The 17,255-nt window shown below is 60.7% G+C and carries 12 protein-coding genes; 10 read left to right on the top strand and 2 right to left on the bottom strand.

What is annotated here, in order from left to right:
* Positions 1–45: 45 nt before the first annotated feature.
* Positions 46–1,596, bottom strand: a complete 1,551-nt coding sequence (locus tag ACILSO_RS08345; protein ID WP_395736925.1) for a lipase maturation factor family protein — start codon at positions 1,594–1,596, stop codon at positions 46–48.
* A 285-nt stretch (positions 1,597–1,881) separates the two neighbouring features.
* The gene (locus ACILSO_RS08340) at positions 1,882–2,790 is read right to left on the bottom strand and encodes an N-acetylglucosamine-6-phosphate deacetylase (protein WP_395736924.1); all 909 of its coding nucleotides are present in this window, start codon (positions 2,788–2,790) and stop codon (positions 1,882–1,884) included.
* A gap of 284 nt (positions 2,791–3,074) precedes the next feature.
* On the opposite strand from ACILSO_RS08340, the gene ACILSO_RS08335 reads away from it, so the two are divergent.
* The 10 genes from ACILSO_RS08335 to ACILSO_RS08290 all read left to right on the top strand — a co-directional run bounded on the left by ACILSO_RS08335 (position 3,075) and on the right by ACILSO_RS08290 (position 17,242).
* Entirely contained in the window at positions 3,075–3,764 is a 690-nt protein-coding gene (locus tag ACILSO_RS08335; protein WP_395736923.1) for a MotA/TolQ/ExbB proton channel family protein, read from the top strand.
* 72 nt (positions 3,765–3,836) lie between these two features.
* Positions 3,837–4,241: an ExbD/TolR family protein gene (locus ACILSO_RS08330; protein WP_395736922.1), complete on the top strand. Its 405-nt coding sequence runs from the start codon at positions 3,837–3,839 to the stop codon at positions 4,239–4,241.
* Between the two features lie 17 nt (positions 4,242–4,258).
* The gene (locus ACILSO_RS08325) at positions 4,259–4,999 is read left to right on the top strand and encodes a hypothetical protein (RefSeq protein ID WP_395736921.1); all 741 of its coding nucleotides are present in this window, start codon (positions 4,259–4,261) and stop codon (positions 4,997–4,999) included.
* On the top strand, positions 4,996–5,241 hold the full coding sequence (locus tag ACILSO_RS08320; protein ID WP_395736920.1) for a hypothetical protein: 246 nt from the start codon (positions 4,996–4,998) through the stop codon (positions 5,239–5,241). The genes ACILSO_RS08325 and ACILSO_RS08320 overlap by 4 nt, the downstream gene beginning before the upstream one ends.
* A 147-nt stretch (positions 5,242–5,388) precedes the next feature.
* Positions 5,389–6,066 (top strand): RNA polymerase sigma factor, encoded by a 678-nt coding sequence (locus tag ACILSO_RS08315; RefSeq protein ID WP_395736919.1) that lies wholly within the window; start codon positions 5,389–5,391, stop codon positions 6,064–6,066.
* Between the two features lie 76 nt (positions 6,067–6,142).
* The gene (locus ACILSO_RS08310; protein ID WP_395736918.1) at positions 6,143–8,299 is read left to right on the top strand and encodes a protein kinase domain-containing protein; all 2,157 of its coding nucleotides are present in this window, start codon (positions 6,143–6,145) and stop codon (positions 8,297–8,299) included.
* Between the two features lie 156 nt (positions 8,300–8,455).
* Positions 8,456–11,287: a GYF domain-containing protein gene (locus tag ACILSO_RS08305; RefSeq protein WP_395736917.1), complete on the top strand. Its 2,832-nt coding sequence runs from the start codon at positions 8,456–8,458 to the stop codon at positions 11,285–11,287.
* 30 nt (positions 11,288–11,317) lie between these two features.
* The gene (locus ACILSO_RS08300; RefSeq protein ID WP_395736916.1) at positions 11,318–12,136 is read left to right on the top strand and encodes a hypothetical protein; all 819 of its coding nucleotides are present in this window, start codon (positions 11,318–11,320) and stop codon (positions 12,134–12,136) included.
* 211 nt (positions 12,137–12,347) lie between these two features.
* Positions 12,348–14,843: a protein kinase domain-containing protein gene (locus ACILSO_RS08295; RefSeq protein ID WP_395736915.1), complete on the top strand. Its 2,496-nt coding sequence runs from the start codon at positions 12,348–12,350 to the stop codon at positions 14,841–14,843.
* A 29-nt stretch (positions 14,844–14,872) separates the two neighbouring features.
* Complete coding sequence (locus ACILSO_RS08290; RefSeq protein ID WP_395736914.1) at positions 14,873–17,242, top strand: protein kinase domain-containing protein; 2,370 nt, start codon at positions 14,873–14,875, stop codon at positions 17,240–17,242.
* Positions 17,243–17,255: the final 13 nt, after the last annotated feature.

Genomic DNA, 17,255 nt, shown 5'->3' with positions numbered 1-17,255 from the left:
CGCAGGATGGGAGAGACGCAAGGAGAATGTCACGTGAGGGATGAATCATCTCGCGGGGGCCTTCAGCGACATCGTTCCGCTGAACAGCCCGGTTTGCTCGCGTTCCCACCATTCCCCGGTGGTCTGACGCACTTCCGGACTGGTAAAATGGTAGCGGTAGAGCCTGGCCCGGATGTGGGTGATTTTTTCGATCGGGAAGGGGGGCGGCTCCAGCAGGTCCCACACCGGTTGTTTGTGCTTGAGCAGTGCGGTGCAAAACTGGCCAAACCAGTGCATGGGGGCGGCGGGATTGGAATCGCGCTGCGGATCGTAGCCGGGATACAGCGCAGCGAACCACATCTGCCAGTCGAGCCGCGGCTGATGCGGAGCAATGAAGGGCGGCCGTCGCTTGAGGTCCCCGGGTTTGTATTTGAAATCGAGCGGCAGAAAGAAGGCGCCGTCGTCGCTGACTTCCAGAATGATCTCCGGTCTCTGCTCCGTCATGTCCTGAAACAAGCCATACGCATTGAAACTGCGTGTCCGGGCGAGAGGGGAGTCGAGCGTTTCATGCAGTGCGGCAGGCAGAGCCTGCTTGTAACCGGGGATGCGGCCGGAAAGGAAGGAATCGGCCGCGAGGAGGGTGAACAGCATCACAGGTACAACTGCGGCCAGCGCAGGCCACTCCGTCCAGCGTTTGAAGGCCGGGCGCGGGGCGTCGTCCTCGATGCGCAGCCAGCGTCGCACTCTTTTCAACCACCAGCGGTCATCCAGCAGCGTGATCGCGAGTGCGGCGGTGAGCAGGTCGAAAAAGTTGTAGTTCCCCGTGGCGGAGATCATGGCCATCAAAACGAGAAATCCCAGCGCCGCCGCCAGCCGCCCCCAGCGACCGAGGAAAATGGCAAAGGGCAGGCCCAGCTCGATGACATACATGATCCAGCAGCCGGTCACATGAAACCAGCGCGGTGCATGATGGGCGAACCACGAAAGGCCATTGGGCAGCGGCTGCGTCTCGTAGTGGTATAGCAGCGCGGTCATGTCATGCCACGGCAGGTCGCCACCGCCGATCTTCACATAGCCGGAGAGAAACATCAGGCGGAAGAGCAGCCAGTGCAGGAGGAACACGGAGCCGCGTGGTGGGTCCGTCGGCCCACGCCAGGACCACAGCCGCCACGGCGCGAGGAAGAGCGCCAGCAGCCCTGCCTCCAGCAGCAGGGCATCCCACTGGTAGCCCATGAAAATCTCGCCCGTGGTGGCAAACGAAAGGTAGCCAAACCAAAGCAGAGCCAGCAGCGGCCCCTGCGCCACACCCGCCATCACCAGCACCGCCAGTACACAGCAGGAGATCAGAATGCCATGCGCAAAGGCATCGCTGTAATGCCAGTGAAAGACCGTGGGCATCTGCCAGAAGAGCGTGTGGTGCTCGCGTGCTTCATAGGCGTGGATGTTTTCCATCAGCGCCTTCGCCGGCAGGATGCCCTCTTCACCCACCAGCCCGTCATACTGCACGCCCCAGGAGGCAAACGCGATGAGGTAGATGCCCGCCAGCAGGCGCGGAAAAAGCCAGCGGACGACAGTGTAGCGTCCGCGTTTAGATTCGAGCCAGAGAAAAGGATTCACAAATGGCCCTTCAATCAATGATTACTTTTCACAAGAGGCGTATGGCAAGTGGTCTTGCCCGTCTTCTTCTCAACCCTGAGTTGTATTCCAAATGGCTCCGAAGTCTTCCGAAGGCTGCGCCACTTTGTATAATAAAAATCAAACAACCAAGAGTGCTCTTGTTCCAACACTGCACTGGGCGTGTACAAAAACCTTTCTCTGCTGATTCTTCTGCGAAGGTAAGCTTTCGCCAAATCAGCAGCGTGCTCGCAAGAGAGAGCTCTTTGGTTCATAGCAAGACAGGCGTCAGACCATAATCGCCTTCCGCGGATTCACATCCAGCACCTGCTTCAGATCCGCGTCGCTCATTCCCAGTTCTGCCAGCGCATTCGCCTTGATCCTCGGCACGGTGACGGTGCTGCCCACAAAATGCGTGCCATCCGGGGAGCGGGCCACGAGGTCTTCGCCAATGAGGATATCCCATCCGGCGAGGGTGTAGCGACCGGGGCCCAGGCGGGCGGCAGAGATGGCGTCCGTCACGAAAATGGTACGCTCCAGGCTGATGCCGGCCAGCCAGTTTTTCAGCACAAAGAACGGCACATGCACCCCGTCCGGGATGAAGCAGAGCCACAGGCGGTCATGCAGGCTTAGGGCGCGCTGGATGATGTTGTCATGCCGGTGCATCTGAATGGGGCAGCCGTTTCCGAGGTGGGTGAACATGTTCAGCCCGGCGTCGCAGGCCGCGCTCAGCTGGTCCAGCGTGGGATCACAGTGTCCGGCGGAAACCGTTACCCCCTGAGAGGCCAGGAAAGCGGTAGTTTTGCAGCCTTCATCGTGCTCGGGGGCCAGGGTGACGAGTTTGGCCAGACCGCCGGCGGCTGTGAGCAGGCGCTTGGCGTCGTCCACGTTCGCAGGTTTCACCGCATGAGGGGGGTGGGCACCCACGTAGCCTTTGATGGGATTGATGAACGGCCCCTCGATATGGATTCCGGTGATGATGCGACGGGCAAGCTCGTCTTTTTCTCGCAATTCCACCAGTTTGCCGATGCGGCGTTCCAAGGTGGGAATTTCGTCCGTGATAAACGTGGCCAGGATGGCGTCACAGCCGTCTTGCGCCAAGGCCTCGCACGCGTGGTGGAGGGATTCGGCGGTGAGGTTGTCGCCGTTAAAATCGGTGCCCGCGTAGCCATTGACCTGGAGATCGAAAGGTTTCATCCAGCCATTGGAGCGGTTTTGGGAAAGGGAATCAAGGCTGGGAGGTGATGGCTTTTGGTATGAATGTGCGGAATGTGAAAGGGGAAATGAAGGGGGGAGGGGCAGGGGAGTTTCCCCACGTGTCTGCCATAGGTCCCTCCGAGGCCGGCAGGCACCCGCATCCTGTTTATTTCCAGTGTTTACAAGCCATCGGTCTCGGCATAAAATCTGCTTGGTTTTTTCACGTCTCCCGAACTGGCGTGTAGCGCCAGACCCTATCCCATCACTTTCCCGACTCCAGGCACATGATTGATCTTATCTCCAAAGGCGGACCTCTCGTCTGGCTCCTGATAGGGTGCCTATGCTTCGCCGGAGCGATCTTTATCGAGCGTCTGGCCTACTTTCACCGCGCCAGCATGAATGTGGGCGAGTTTCTGGCCGGTCTGGCCAGCCTCATCCGCCGCAAGAACTTCGCCGAGGCGCTGCAGGAATGCGTGGCCACGCGAGTCCCCGCCGGCCGTGTCGTCCATGCGGCCCTTCTGCGGCACCACGCCCCCCGCGAGCAGCTCAAGGAGATCGTTCAGGAGGCAGGTCAGCTGGAAGTTCCCCGGCTGGAGCGCTTTCTGGGCATTCTGAACGCCATCGCGCACGCGGCCCCTCTCATCGGCCTGCTGGGCACGGTGATCGGCCTGCTGGACAGTTTTACCAGCCTTTCCTCTGCCAATGGTCTGGCCACTCAGGCGGATGTGGCGCACGGGGTGTATCAAAGCCTCATCACCTCCGCACTCGGTCTGGTGGTGGCCATTCCCTCCTACCTTTCCTTTGCCTTTCTCAGCGCCCGTGCGCGCTCTCTGATGCATGATCTGGAACGCGCTGGCATCGAAATCGTGAACCTGATCGAAGACGCCAACAGCACGGACAACATCGTGGAGTTTCGCCAGGCGGAAGCCGCGCCGCCGCTGACCAAGGCGCGCGGCCGTGGGATGAAAGGATAAGCGCCCGCAGCGCATTTTCGGCTGGCCCAACCACCCCGCGCCTCCGATACTGCGTGCACCGCCGCACCAACCATGAAGCTCGAGAGCCAACTGCCCAAGCAAAGCCCCTGGCTGTACACGGTGCCGCTGCTGAACACCATCCTGCTGCTGCTGGTCTTTTTCCTTCTGAACAGCAACTTTGTGGTGCAGTCCGGCATCAAGGTGGAGACTCCACAGTCAAACTCCCGGCTCACGGGTTTTGACCGCGCCCATATCATCACCGTCCCTGCGGGGGCGGAAAATCAGCTCTATTTTGACGGGGTGCGCACCAGTCCCGGGGAGCTGCGTGAAAAACTCAAGGCCAGCCGCGAAGGCGAGCGCCGCGCCATCATTCACAGCGACCGGGAGACGCCGCATGGCCGTGTCGTCGAGATCGGCAACATCGCCCTCGAGCTTGGCTATGAAGTGGCGTATTCCACCGTGCCGCCCAGGGCCTGAACCAGCGCTCACCCACGATGTCTGCCAAACCACATCATGACGAGCCGGCCTTGATCTTTGCCTGGGGCGTGCGGGACCACTCCACCTGGCATCTCTTCGTCGCGCTGCTGCTGCTCATGGCCGCCATGGCTGGCTTTTTCTTCATTTTTCGCATCGTGCACCCGGTGGCGCAGCGCCTGCCGGTCACACCGCAGCATGTGATCTCGCTAAATCCCAAAAACCCTGCCGAGCTCGCGCTCATCCATCGGGCGCAGGATCGCAGTTTTGCGCTGCTGAGCGATGCGGAGTCGACTCTGCCCGTTGAAGGCACCGCCCTGGCCTTCCACCCCTCCTTTGAGGGTCATCAAATCAAGCTGCGGGAGCTGGACCCGGCCGCCACCGCCATTCATCAGCCGCGGCTCTTCACTGCCGCTGCGGATGTGCTGCCGCCAGTGCCCCACCGTGTCGCCCCGCCCGTGGCGGCCGCCCCCGCCGCCCAGCTGCGTGCCTTCATGAGCACGGCGCTGGCAAAGCGCGGCCCCGCCAGCGTGGAGCTCTCCGGCATCCGGCTGACCCAGCCCACGCGCGTGCAGTTCCGTGTGGGCATTGGCTCCTCCGGCCAGATTATCACCGCGCTGCCACTGGGCAGCGTCGAAGATGTGGAAATCATGCAGCAGCTCCATGCTGCGGTGCTTTCGCTGCGTTTCACTCCGTCTGAGGCAAAGCAGGTGGACTGGGGAGAAGTTTCGTTCCGCTGGGGGGAGGCCTCGCCGCCATGATTCCCATTCCGCTCGGCGGCCTCATCATCCTCTTCATGGCTGTCGGTGTCTCCACCGTCTGCCTGCTGTGGTTCTACACCTTCTGGCGTGACCGCAAGCGCGAGGTCTACCGCCGCCGTATCGCCATCCAGTGCCGCATCTGTGGCACCGCCTATGCCTGCGAGGCCAAGCGCAAGATCGCCGTCACCATTTGTCCGGTGTGCCGCACGCCGAATGAGCGGAACAAGCTGCAGCAGATTTAGCACTTCTGCCCTTCATCTGTTGAAAAGGATGACGTACACTCCTTGCATTTGGAGATTAGGGCTGGTAGTTGAGGTGTGCCCTTGCAATAGATGAATACTCCCGTGTCGCAGCATACGCCGGCCTCGTTTCCACCCACCCAATGGAGCATGGTGCGTCTTGCGGTCGCGGATGGGCAGCCGGGAGCCGATCGGGCGTTGAACGACCTGTGCAGGCAGTATGAGAAACCCATCATGGCCTTCCTCCTGCGCAAAGGACTCCCGCCTGATCAGGCCGAAGATCTGAAGCAGGCGTTCTTCGAGCAACTGCTGGCTAAAAATGCGTTTGCCGATGCCGAGGGGTTCAAAGTGAAGCTGCGGGCCTATTTGATCACCAAGCTGCAATCCTTCCTGATCGACCGCCATCGCCATGACACGGCGGCGAAGCGCGGGGCGGGGAAGGTGGCCAGAATGGCCGACCTCAGCGAGACGCAGGCCCTGCGGGCCGAACCCGTGGATGACCATACGCCCATCATCGCCTTCCAGCGCCAATGGATGAAGACGCTGGCCGCCAACGCGATGAAAGAACTGCAGCGCGATTATGCGGAGCGCGGGCTGGAACAGCTTTTCAAAGCCCTTGCACCCTTCATCACTGGCAGCAGCGAACAGACCCTGGCCAAGCTCTCCCTGACATTCGGCCGCCCCGAAGGCACCCTGAAGAGCGATATCTCACGTCTACGCGGCAAATGCCAGAACCTTATTCGCGAGCAGATAGCCGCCACGCTGGATGACCCCACGCCTGCCAACATCGACGACGAACTGCGTGAACTGATGGCCGCGCGTACGTGAAGTGAAATTTTTTTCACCGCCGGTGCAACCGCGCGGTGTTTTTCGCGAAGAAGCTCTCAGATACGACTTCCTCCCGATGAGTTCTGAAACGCCACTTTCTTCCGACCCGCTCTTTGGCAACAACACCGCCGATCTCATTTGCGCGGCGATGGCCCCCTCCTCACGTGTTCAAACCGACGATCCTCGTGCGTGGCAGCCGCCCACACCTGAAAATTTGCAGGCACGTCTTGGCGGCGCATATGAGGTGCAATTGTTTCTGGCACGGGGTGGCATGGGGGCGGTGTATCGCGGCATCCAGGCCTCGCTGGAGCGGTCCGTGGCCATCAAAATTTTGCCGCCGCAGCTTCGCGACAGCGACTCCAGCTTTGCGCTTCGCTTCAAGCAGGAGGCCAGGGCCATGGCGCAGCTAAACCATCCGGGCATCGTTTCCGTGTATGATTTTGGTGAGATGGCGGACGGCACGCTTTATTACGTCATGGAGTTCATTGACGGCACGGATGTGGGGCAAATGGTGCAGGAGCAGGGCCGCATCGCCTCTGCCCACGCCATGGCCATCACAGCGCACGTTTGTGATGCCCTGCACTATGCCCATGAAAACGGAGTGGTACATCGAGATATCAAACCTGCGAACATCATGGTCGGGTACAATGGAAGCGTGAAGGTGGCGGACTTTGGCCTGGCCAAATCCTCCCGCCAACAAAATGCGAGCCTTACCCTGAGCGGCCACGTCATGGGCACTTTGAACTTTGTCGCGCCTGAGGCGCTGACTCTTGGCATGGGCATCGACCATCGCGCGGATATCTACGCCGTGGGTGTCATGCTCTACCAGATGCTGACAGGCAAGCTGCCGCAGGGATTGTTTGAGATGCCTTCCATGCAGGTTCCGGGGCTTGATCCACGCTACGATGCAATCGTGGCAGGTGCCATGCGTGAAGACCGGGAGCAACGCTACCAGAAAATACGAGATATGCGCCATGCGCTGGATGCGATCCTCACCCAACCCGTGCAGAAGGCATCGGAAGCTCTGCGGACAAACCTCCCTGCGCCCGCAGCCAGAGGGCCAAGGGCGGTCACCAAGACCGGGAGGGTGAAGCAAACCTACGCAGGTAATGTTGGGTGGTTCGCGGCAGCGATTGTTATCAGCCTGGGGGGGCTTGGCTGGCTCAAGCTGAAACGCCCTGGCTCAGCGTTGCCCGCGGCTGCTCCTCTTGCAAACGCAGCTGCTCTGGAAACTGTTTTGAACAACCGCTGCAACCCAGCGGAACGGCTGGCCATGATGATGCGTACAGGCGGGGATCGAAATGTGGAAAGAGCTGTGATCGCAGCCTTTGAGTTTTTGAAAGCGAAGCAAAATCGTGACGGCTCCTGGGGTGATCAGGATCGTGTTGGAATGACGGCGCTCGCCCTGCAGGCTTTTGCCGGACGCTGTGAGACGATAGATTCAAGCTATTATCGTGACGCCATTTTGAAGGGGCTGTTGTTTCTCATCGAAACCGGGAAAAAAAACAGTGATGGTCTCATCGCGTCCGACTCTGCCAGTCCTCATGCCGCGGCCGAACATGGAATGGCAACTGACGCCTTGGGGCAGATGTATCAGGCCGCACGCATGGGCTCCAGCTCATTACCGGGGATGCGGGAGGTGTTTGAAAAAGCTGTGCGCTTCATCATCAGGTCCCGGACTTCCGTTTCGGGCGGAACTCGGGCCAGCATCTTCACATTGGCTTGGCAGTGCGAGGCACTGAGGACTGCAAAGCTCACGGGTTTGGAATTCGAAGGGATGAATGAGTGTGCCACCCATGTGGCGAGTGCGCTGCGTTCTCTTCAGAGCGCTGGAGGAGGTTTTGAGGCGGCGGCACCCGAGACGCCGCAGGCCATCACAGGCGCCTGCCTGCGCGTGCTTCAGCTCTTCCCGGACGGAGACCCGTCACTGCTTGAAGATGGCATCCGGTTTGCCCGGGAACACTTCCAAAAAGAGCCGTTAAACTGGGCCAGCATGGAACTCCAATCGGTGCTGTTTTATACTCGCGCATTCTATCATCGCGGAGGAGATGACTGGCTCTTTTGGAACAATCAGATGCTCCCGCAAATGCTCGCCTGCATGAAGCCGGATGGTTCTGTGAACGGCCACCAATCCGTTTTCATGAACGGCAAAGAAATCGAAAACACCGCCCTTGCTGTCCTGATTTTCGAAACTTACTACCGGGGCGATATGGACTTCGTTGTGCGCCGCTGATTCACGCCATCGACCCTGGCTGGGGATGATTTCATTCAATGACATCGCTGGACCGCGAAACTCATGTCCTTGGCAGTTGAAGAAAATTTTGCGCTGAGGTGCAACCGGCCGCCGGTTTTCACGAAGTAGCATGGAGAGTCCACTTTCTTCCCAAACATGAACACCTGGTTCTACTCCGACACACAGAATACCTACGGTCCCATCACCACGGACCAGATCGTTGCCATGATCCATGCGGGGCAGCTTGTGGCCGGCCACTTCGTCATGGCGGAGGGGGCGCGGGAATGGCAGGCCATTGGGGACTCTCCCTTTGCGGCGTATCTGCCGCGGGTGGAAACGGCTCTGCAGATGCCGGCGCACCCGGTGAGAGCCGCTGCGCCCACGGCGGGCCGGCCGGGGCCAAAGAAGCCCGGCGCGCGTCCAGCGGGGCCGCCTCAGGCGCGTTTTTCAGCCTCGCGTTCGCAGCCGGCCAGCGCAGCGGCGCCGCGTCGTGGCAAAGGCTTGAAAGCACTCGTCATCGGCGCTGTCAGCGTCCTCGCCTTCGTCATAGTCTGGCCATTTTTCAGTCCCAAACCTCCGCCACAGCGCAGCGTGGCCAGGCGCCTCGAAGGCGAAGTGCTCAAGGTCATCAAGGTCACCGGCGGCGAGGTCGAGCCGCAGCCAATGCGACAACCCAACGCTCTCTGGAGCGGGGACTCCCACCTCTGGTGGCACGGTGGTGCCGCTGGCTACAGCCTCGATCTGGAAATCACCGTCGAACGTGAGCAGGCTGGCAGGCAGCGCGTGAAAGCGGCCTTCACCTCATCCTCGGATTATGGTGTCATCGAAGTGAGCCTCGATGGTAAAAAGCTCAAGGGCAGGATCTTCGATCTTCAGGCCAATGAGGCCGTCATTTCCGGCGCAAGCGATCTCGGCCTGCACGATCTCGCCGCAGGTCCGCATGTGCTGCGCATCGGCATGCTCGACACCAGTGTCATCAATGTGGACAAGCGCGACGCCTACGGCTTCGGCCTCGACTATCTCCAGCTCGAGCCGTCTGTGAGCACCGCTGCTCCTGCTGCGGCGGAGACAAACATCGCCGCCAAGGCCCAGCCCAGCGCCTCCTATGCATTCGGGAACGACCACGTCCGCATGATGAACACCAGCGAGGAGCGCCTTGGACGAAAATCCAACGATCAGAGCCTGCCGCGCTTCACCTGGCATCCTCGCAAGAGCGGTGCTGAATGGGCGCAGTATGAATGGGAGACGGCACAGGCGGTTGGTGAATGCCGCGTCTTTTGGTTCGACGATAGCTCAGTGGGCGGAGGCTGCGCACTGCCGTCCTTCTGGCGGCTTCTTTACCGGGAAGAGTCCACCGGAGCCTGGGTGCCGGTAGGCGCAGCCATGCCCGCGGCCACGCGTGATGGCTGGAACAGCGTGAAATTCACGCCGGTGAAAACCACCGCGCTGCGCTTGGCGGTACAGTGCCTCGATGGCTGGTCCGCAGGCATCTGCCACTGGCAGGTTCAGGCTGCCGATCCCGCAAGCGTGCCAGATCCCAAAAAGCGCGAGCGTCCCGATCTCTTTCTGGGCGATCTCTCTCCGCTGCATGTACAGGTCGGCGCTGGTCCCTATCGGACAAACCTTTATGGGGCGTACGACGCACGCGAAGGGCGTGGTGTTTTTCAGGCCGGCAAGCCCTGCCCGCAGTTCCTGTTTGCACATGCCAGCAGCCGTGTTGACTTCGCCATCCCGGCTGGCTATGCGCGCTTCACGGCCTTTGCCGTCGGCCCTTCCATGCAAAACACCGGCCTTCCGGTGGCTGAGGCAGACACTTGGAAAGCCTCCGTTCTCGTCGATGGCAAGCTTCTGGATCAATCCGATCAGCTCTCGCGTTACAAAACGTGTGAGCATGCCGTGGACATCGCTTTTCCACCGGGCTCCAAGACGCTCACCCTGATCACTGATCACTTGGCCGATGGGAGATTTGACCACTCCTTCTGGGCCTATCCCACCTTCCTCAGCGCCGAAAGTCAGAAGAGGCCGTCAGCCCCGGTGAGCGCGCATGCCGCCGATTTGCCTTCACCATCAATGACTCCGCCCCCTGGGGCATTGTTGACCTCCAATCTCAGCACCGCACCGATCCAGGGCGGCGGCTCAGGCGCGCCATTTGGGCTTCGCTTTGTCAATCAGACCTCCGGCACCGTGAAAATTCACTGGCTGCCGGGCGATGGCAAGCAGCACTCCTATGGCGACATCCTGCCAGGGCGCGATCATGTGACGAACTCCTATGATGGCCATGTCTGGCTGATCACGGACGCCGGCGGCAAACCCCTTGCCAAGGTGAAAGGCACTGCCGCTTCTCCGCTGATCTGGATTGACGGGCCTGCACGAGGCGCAGCCGTGGCCGGGGCATCGCCAGCGGCACCGGTGAATACTCCGGCGCTGCCCGCCCGCATGATTGAAATCCGCCCCTCAGTGGAAGGGGGAGATCCATCGGAAATTCGCTTCACCAACAAACTCGCCGAGGAGGTGAGAATCCAGTGGGTGAGGGAGGACGGCAAGCTCGCCAGGTGGCGGGGCCTGGCGCGCGGGAACTCGTGCCACCAGCTCACCTATATCGGCCACGTTTGGCTTGTCACCACCAAGGACGGCACTCGGCTCGGACTGGCAGAATCGAAGGCCGAAAGCAGCACCTTCGTCATTGACTCACAAGGCCTGCATGAGCAGGAGGAAAAACTGCTGGACGATGAATCGCTGGCACTGGTGTCGATGGTCCAGTTTTCCGGCACCAGCATTGGAGACGCCGTGACCTTGCTGCGCCAGCGTGTGGCAGAGGCTGGTTTGAAGCTGCAGATTGAGCTGGACCCGCGGATCGATCCCAAGACCGGCAGTATCAATCTGGATGCCCGTGTGGGACCGCTGGAGGATATCCTCGAAGCGAGTGCCCGTCAGGCTGGGCTGCGCTTGGATCAAGAAGACAGCACTTACCGCGTCATCCCGCGCTGAACATTTCTTTGAACCGCATTGAATCTTCCCATGAAAACATACCACACCCCGAAAGTCCTCACCCTTCTTTTTGCCGTTGCAGCATCCGCCTTTGCCCAGGCAAAGGAAGTACAGATCAATGCCAAGGTTATCAGCGTGCCGCTGGACGCAGCCGCCCTGCGCGATGCCGGCCTTGCGCTGGAGAGCACTGCCGCCATGTCAAACCTCGGCATCATCCCGGCAGACAAGGCCGCGGCCATGCTGGCAAAGCTCGAAAAGATTTCCGGACATGCATTGATGTATTCTCCCAGCTTTGTCACCAGAAGTGGAGTGCGTTCCACTAGTGAAAGCATAAGGGAGTTTATCTACCCGACTGAGTTCGTGCCGGCAAAAATTTCCAGCGAGGCTGGCAGCAAGCCGGTGCAGATCGCACCGGGGCAGGTGATTGCCGCCACGCCTTCCACTCCCAGAAGCTTCGAGATGCGTCATACGGGTTTTCGCCTGGAAGTGGAGCCCGTCATCAATTCAGACGGCACTCTTATTGAAATGAACCTGGCACCAGAACTCGTGGCGTTTGAAGGCTTCATCAATTACAGCAGCCCCGTCAAGGCCGTGGCCGCTGACAAAGAAGGCAAGCTCAGCGAGGTCGTCCTCACCGAGAACCACGTGCTTCAGCCCGTCTTCTGTGTCGTCAAATCGACGATTGGTGTCAGCATGCCCAGCGGCCATGTTTTGGTTCTCGGCGGAGCCAGTGGCGGCAGCCTGCCCTCCGCCGCGACGAAGCCCGATCTCACCCGGCAGGCGAAGCTGGATGGCAAACCTACGCAGGCCGTCTTTTTCTTCATTCAAGTGAAAGCGTTCACCCCGTAATGCAGGCATGTGGAATGCTGGGTATGGAGAAACATTGATTGAACAGCGCAGGATTAGAACACCGCGGAGAAAGCCTTCTAAATCAAGGCTCCACGGTTTTTCATGTGGCCTTCGACTGCCCACGCTCCGCTTAAGAGCTGCGATGTTGAGCGATTCAGCGCATTCCTTGCTCGCCTAGCATGTCTTTCTTTATATCTTTACTGGTTTGCTCATGTCCGCATTGCCATCACCTTCGCCCTCCAGCGGTTCCGGCCCCTGGCAGCCGCCGGCTCCGGAAGAACTGCAGGCTCTGCTGCCAAAGTATGAGGTGTATTCCCTGATCGGCTGCGGTGGGGCGGGGGCGGTTTACCATGGCCACCAGCGGGCGCTGGAGCGGGATGTGGCGATCAAAATTCTTTCACCGGAGGTGGGCACCGCAGATCCGAGTTTCGGCGAACGCTTCCGCCGTGAGGCGCTGGCCATGGCCAAGCTCAACTACGCGGGCATCGTGGCGGTGTATGATTTCGGCCAGGCGGAGGATGGCACGCGCTACATTGTCATGGAGTACGTGGATGGCACTGATTTGGCGCAGATGCTGGCCAAAAAAGGACGGCTGTCCTCCCAGGAGGCGATGGCGATCACCGCCCACGTCTGCGATGCGCTGAAATACGCCCATTCACGCGGCATCATCCACCGCGACATCAAGCCGGCAAACATCATGGTCAGCTACGATGGCATGGTGAAGGTGGCGGACTTTGGCCTGGCCAGAACGGCCCAGGGTGAGCAGTCCAGTATTACCGAGAGCGGCATGGCCATGGGGACGATGCATTACATAGCTCCGGAAGCGCTGATACTCGGTTCCACGGTCGATCATCGCGCTGACATCTATGCCATCGGAGTCATGCTCTACCAGATGCTCACGGGGAATCTGCCCAAGGGCATGTTTGCACTCCCGTCTCACAAGGTCGCAGGCCTGGACCCGCGGTACGACCGCATCATCACCCGCACGATGCGGAGCAACCCCGAGGAACGCTACCAGGATGTGAACGGACTGCGCCAGGACCTCGACGCCATACTCACCAAGCCGGTGCCGCAGGTGGACCCCAATGCCGCGGAGGCCCCCGCCGTCCTGGATGCCTCCTCCAGGCCTCAACGCCCCTCGCAGCCCGCCATGCCAGCGCGCGCAAAGGCAAAGGGGAAGCTCGTCTTCTTGTTTCCAGTCGGCGGCATGGTGCTTGCTCTCGCTGCTTTTCTAGTGTGGCACCATGCTTCGCAGCCCGTGAGGGTGACCATTCAGCGCATCGAAGGAGAGGAAATGAAGGAAACCCGGGTAACGGGCGGCATTTCTCAGGTCCAAAGTACCACTGCCTTTCACGCCGGGGTCTGGAGCGCGGAGGCGCATCTATGGTGGCACGATGGGAAGCTGGGAGATGTGCTCAAAACCTCCTTTTTCGTGGAGGAGCCGGGCAGGCAGCGGGTGATGGGCGTGCTCACGGGGGCCGCAGATTATGGAGTGGTGGATATTTTTTTGGATGGCAGGCGGGTGCAGGGTGCGCCTTTTGACATGCAGGCGGACACGATGGTGACCTCGGACATTCTGGACTGGGGTGTCTTTGATCTCACGGCGGGTGATCACACGCTGGAGGTCAGGCTTGTGGACACTCATGGAAAAGTCTGGCTCAACCACGACGTCATCTGTTTCGGACTCGACTACATCCAGCTGGAACCGACCGAGGTCAGATCTGCCCCTGCAGTTCCTGGCAAGGATGTCGCGCCTCTGGCCAGGCCTGGATGCTCGTTTGCCCATGACAACTACGCCAGGCACATGAACGATGGCAGGGAGGTGGCCGTGCCCGACTCCAGCAATCCGCAGCGCATGAGCTGGAATCCAAGAAAGGGGGCTATGGAATGGGCTCAGCTGGAATGGGAGACACCGCAGTCAATCCACGAGTGCCAGATCGTCTGGTCTGAGGGCGGCATCTCTGCCATGCCGTTGTATTGGCGGCTGCTTTACCGGGAGGAATCGGGCGCATGGGTGCCCGTGGACGCCACCATGCCGCCTGCGGAGAAGGATCAGTGGTGCGTGGTGAAGTTTCCCGCGGTGAAGACAAGGGCGCTGCGAATCTCGGCGCAGTGCGCGGAGCGAAGGACCGCGGGCATCTGCCACTGGAAGGCCATCGCCGCTGATCCGGCAGTCACCGCTGCACCGCCGGCGCCCAGGCATGAACTCTCGCTCGCGGATCTGTCTCCGCTGCACGCCCAAGTGGGCTGGGACGTGTTCCGTGCCAACTACTACGGGGAGATCAACGCGCTCGAAGGACGCGGTGTGTATGTCGGCGGTGTGGCCTGCAAGCAATACCTCTGGGCACATCCGCCAAGCCGTGTCGAATTTGCGATCCCTGCTGGTTATACCTCCTTTACAGCCACGGGCATCGGGCCATCCCACCTGGCCTCAGGGCAGCCGGTCACTGCGTACGGCAGCTGGACTTACATCGTCGAAGTGGATGGGAAGGCGGTTTTTAACTCCAATGAGTTGAGGAGCTACCCCGGGCATGAGGTGCCTGTCTCCGTGGCTTTGCCCGCGGGCTCGAAGCGCCTCACCCTCATCACCGAGACTGCGGGAGATGCCAGCAGTGACCACGCCTTCTGGGCTGCTCCAGCATTCGTGGCGGAAGGCGCGCCTGCCACGACTGCATCCACCAGCCAGACCGCGCCGCCTTCAAAGTAGCTCCTGCGCACACAATCATCCTCACTCCAATGACTCCCGAACCCGAGCCGCCATCCTCTGATCCGCTTTTTGGCAATGCCGCCGCCGACCTGCTGCAAGGTGCGCTGGAGCAGGACGCCACAAAGCCAGTGTCTGACCCTCGGCTCTGGCAGCCGCCGGAGCTTGAGGAACTGCAGGCGCGGCTCGAAGGCTATGTCGTGGAGTCTTTTCTCGCCCGTGGCGGCATGGGCGCGGTGTATCGTGGCATGCAGACCTCTCTTGAGCGTCCCGTTGCGATCAAAATCCTGCCCTGGATGCTCAGCGTTTACGACGCATCGTTTGCGGAGAGGTTCAAGCAGGAAGCCCGCGCCATGGCGCAGCTCAATCATCCCGGCATCGTGAAGGTCTTTGACTTTGGAGAGATGAGGGACGGCACGCTCTACTTCATCATGGAGTTTGTGGACGGCACGGACGTGGGGCAGATGGTGGCGCGCCAGGGCCGCCTGAGTTCCGCCCATGCGCTGGAGGTCACCGCGCATGTGTGCGATGCGCTGCAATACGCGCATGAGCGCGGAGTCGTACACCGGGACATCAAGCCTGCAAACATCATGATCGGGGTTGATGGGCAGGTGAAAGTGGCGGACTTCGGGCTCGCCAAGTCATCCCAGAGCCATCATGACAGCCTCACCGTCACCGGGCATGTGATGGGGACGATGCATTTCCTGGCGCCTGAGGCGCTGACCCTGGGCAGCCGTGTGGATCATCGTGCGGATATTTATGCGACGGGTGTGATGCTTTACCAGATGCTCACAGGACGCCTGCCGCAGGGCATTTTCGAGCTGCCAAGCCTGCTCGTGAAAGGTCTCGATCCCCGCTTTGACCCCATCATCGCATCCGCCATGAGAGAGGACCGGGAAGTCCGCTACCAGAGCATCCGCGAAATGCGTCTGGCGCTCGATGGCATCCTGACACGGCCCATCTCCATCTCCGTGCAGGAGGAACAGGAGTCCCAGGCCGCGCCAGTGCCACCCGCGGGCCAGGCCCCGCTGCTGCCGGAAGCGGTGCGTGCCCCCGTGTCTGCTCCGGACAAGAAATTCCCTGCCGCGCCATGGTGGCTGGCGGGGGCCGCCATTCTCGCGCTGGGCGGCCTCTCATGGCTGAAATTCAGACCCAGCCCCGGCCTGCCAGACTCCGCCACGCAACATGCCCTGGTCACAGCCACGCCCAGGTCCAAAACTCCGCAGGCCGTTTCAAACGGCATCGGACAGTTCATTGAGCTGCCCCTGATCTCCAGTGGTGGCAGCCGCCGCCTGCCTGGTTACAGACCGCAGCTGACACAGACCTTTCCCAGCCCGCAGGTTTCGCTTCGCAATTCTCCCGCGGGCCTTGAGCAGGCAGAATACGGCTTCGTCAGACTGGGGCCCGCCGACCGCCAGCGCAGCCATGCCTTCATCATCGACAAGCCGGACAGTCTCAATCCCCGCCTCTATGTGGACAGCAATGCCAATGGAGACCTCGGCGATGATCCGCCTGCCTCATGGGCGCGCCGCATCCTAAAAAAGGATGATGGCACGGAGGAGATCTCCGCCTTCGGCTCTTTCCAGGCCGAGCTGAACTTTGGCGGCGAGCGGCCGGCCAATGTCAGGATAGAGGCCTACCGCTTTGGCACCGGCATGCCTAAGCGCCCGCAAAAAGCCCTGCTCTACTATTCGGACTACCTGCGTGCAGGCTCCATTTTACTGGAAGGCAAGGTCGTCTCCGCGCTGCTGTGTGACGATGACTGCAAGGGAGACTTCAGCGCACCCACCAGCAGCCTCCGCATAGACCTGAATGGCGATGGCCGCCCCAAGTTCTTTCATGTGAAAGACGCCTTCAAAATCGGTGCCTCGAACTATGAGATCGCGGACCTCACGCCGAGCGGCGCCAGCTTCCGCATTGTTCCGTCCTCGCGTTCTGTGCCCGAGTTCAAGCCGCAGATCGTGCTGGCAACCGGCATGCAGGCGCCTCCGTTTGAGGCTGCCACGCTGGACGGCTCCAAGATAGCCGTGCCTGCCGCCTTCAAAGGAAAGATCCTCCTCCTGGATTTCTGGTCCACCTGGTGTCCGCCCTGTGTCAAAGAGGCGCCCTATGTCGTGAGTGCGTATCAAAAGCACCATGCCGCGGGCCTGGAGATTCTTGGCATCAGCCTCGATCAAAACAGGGACCAGTTCACCGCGTTTCTGAAAGAGAAGAGCATCGTCTGGCCGCAGGTCTTTGAGGGCAAGTCCTGGGACGCCTCCATCGCCAGGCTCTACCACGTCAATTCCATCCCGGCCGCATTCCTCATCGATGGGGACACGGGACGCATCCTCGCCACCGGAGTGCGTGGCGCCGGTCTTGATCCGGCCATCGCCAAAGCCCTGGCTGAAAAAAAACGCTGAGGCGGGTGCAACC

Source organism: Prosthecobacter sp., assembly GCF_044226605.1.
GTDB lineage: Bacteria > Verrucomicrobiota > Verrucomicrobiia > Verrucomicrobiales > Verrucomicrobiaceae > Prosthecobacter.
The sequence above is the reverse complement of the archived record's forward strand: the minus strand, read 5'-3'. Positions and strand labels throughout refer to the sequence as shown.

Bases quoted from the DNA above. Each gene is read 5' to 3' on its own strand.
- ACILSO_RS08340 (WP_395736924.1), bottom strand. From the start codon at position 2,790: ATGAAACCTTTCGATCTCCAGGTCAATGGCTACGCGGGCACCGATTTT.
- ACILSO_RS08335 (WP_395736923.1), top strand. From the start codon at position 3,075: ATGATTGATCTTATCTCCAAAGGCGGACCTCTCGTCTGGCTCCTGATA.
- ACILSO_RS08330 (WP_395736922.1), top strand. From the start codon at position 3,837: ATGAAGCTCGAGAGCCAACTGCCCAAGCAAAGCCCCTGGCTGTACACG.
- ACILSO_RS08325 (WP_395736921.1), top strand. From the start codon at position 4,259: ATGTCTGCCAAACCACATCATGACGAGCCGGCCTTGATCTTTGCCTGG.
- ACILSO_RS08320 (WP_395736920.1), top strand. From the start codon at position 4,996: ATGATTCCCATTCCGCTCGGCGGCCTCATCATCCTCTTCATGGCTGTC.
- ACILSO_RS08315 (WP_395736919.1), top strand. From the start codon at position 5,389: ATGGTGCGTCTTGCGGTCGCGGATGGGCAGCCGGGAGCCGATCGGGCG.
- ACILSO_RS08310 (WP_395736918.1), top strand. From the start codon at position 6,143: ATGAGTTCTGAAACGCCACTTTCTTCCGACCCGCTCTTTGGCAACAAC.
- ACILSO_RS08305 (WP_395736917.1), top strand. From the start codon at position 8,456: ATGAACACCTGGTTCTACTCCGACACACAGAATACCTACGGTCCCATC.
- ACILSO_RS08300 (WP_395736916.1), top strand. From the start codon at position 11,318: ATGAAAACATACCACACCCCGAAAGTCCTCACCCTTCTTTTTGCCGTT.
- ACILSO_RS08295 (WP_395736915.1), top strand. From the start codon at position 12,348: ATGTCCGCATTGCCATCACCTTCGCCCTCCAGCGGTTCCGGCCCCTGG.
- ACILSO_RS08290 (WP_395736914.1), top strand. From the start codon at position 14,873: ATGACTCCCGAACCCGAGCCGCCATCCTCTGATCCGCTTTTTGGCAAT.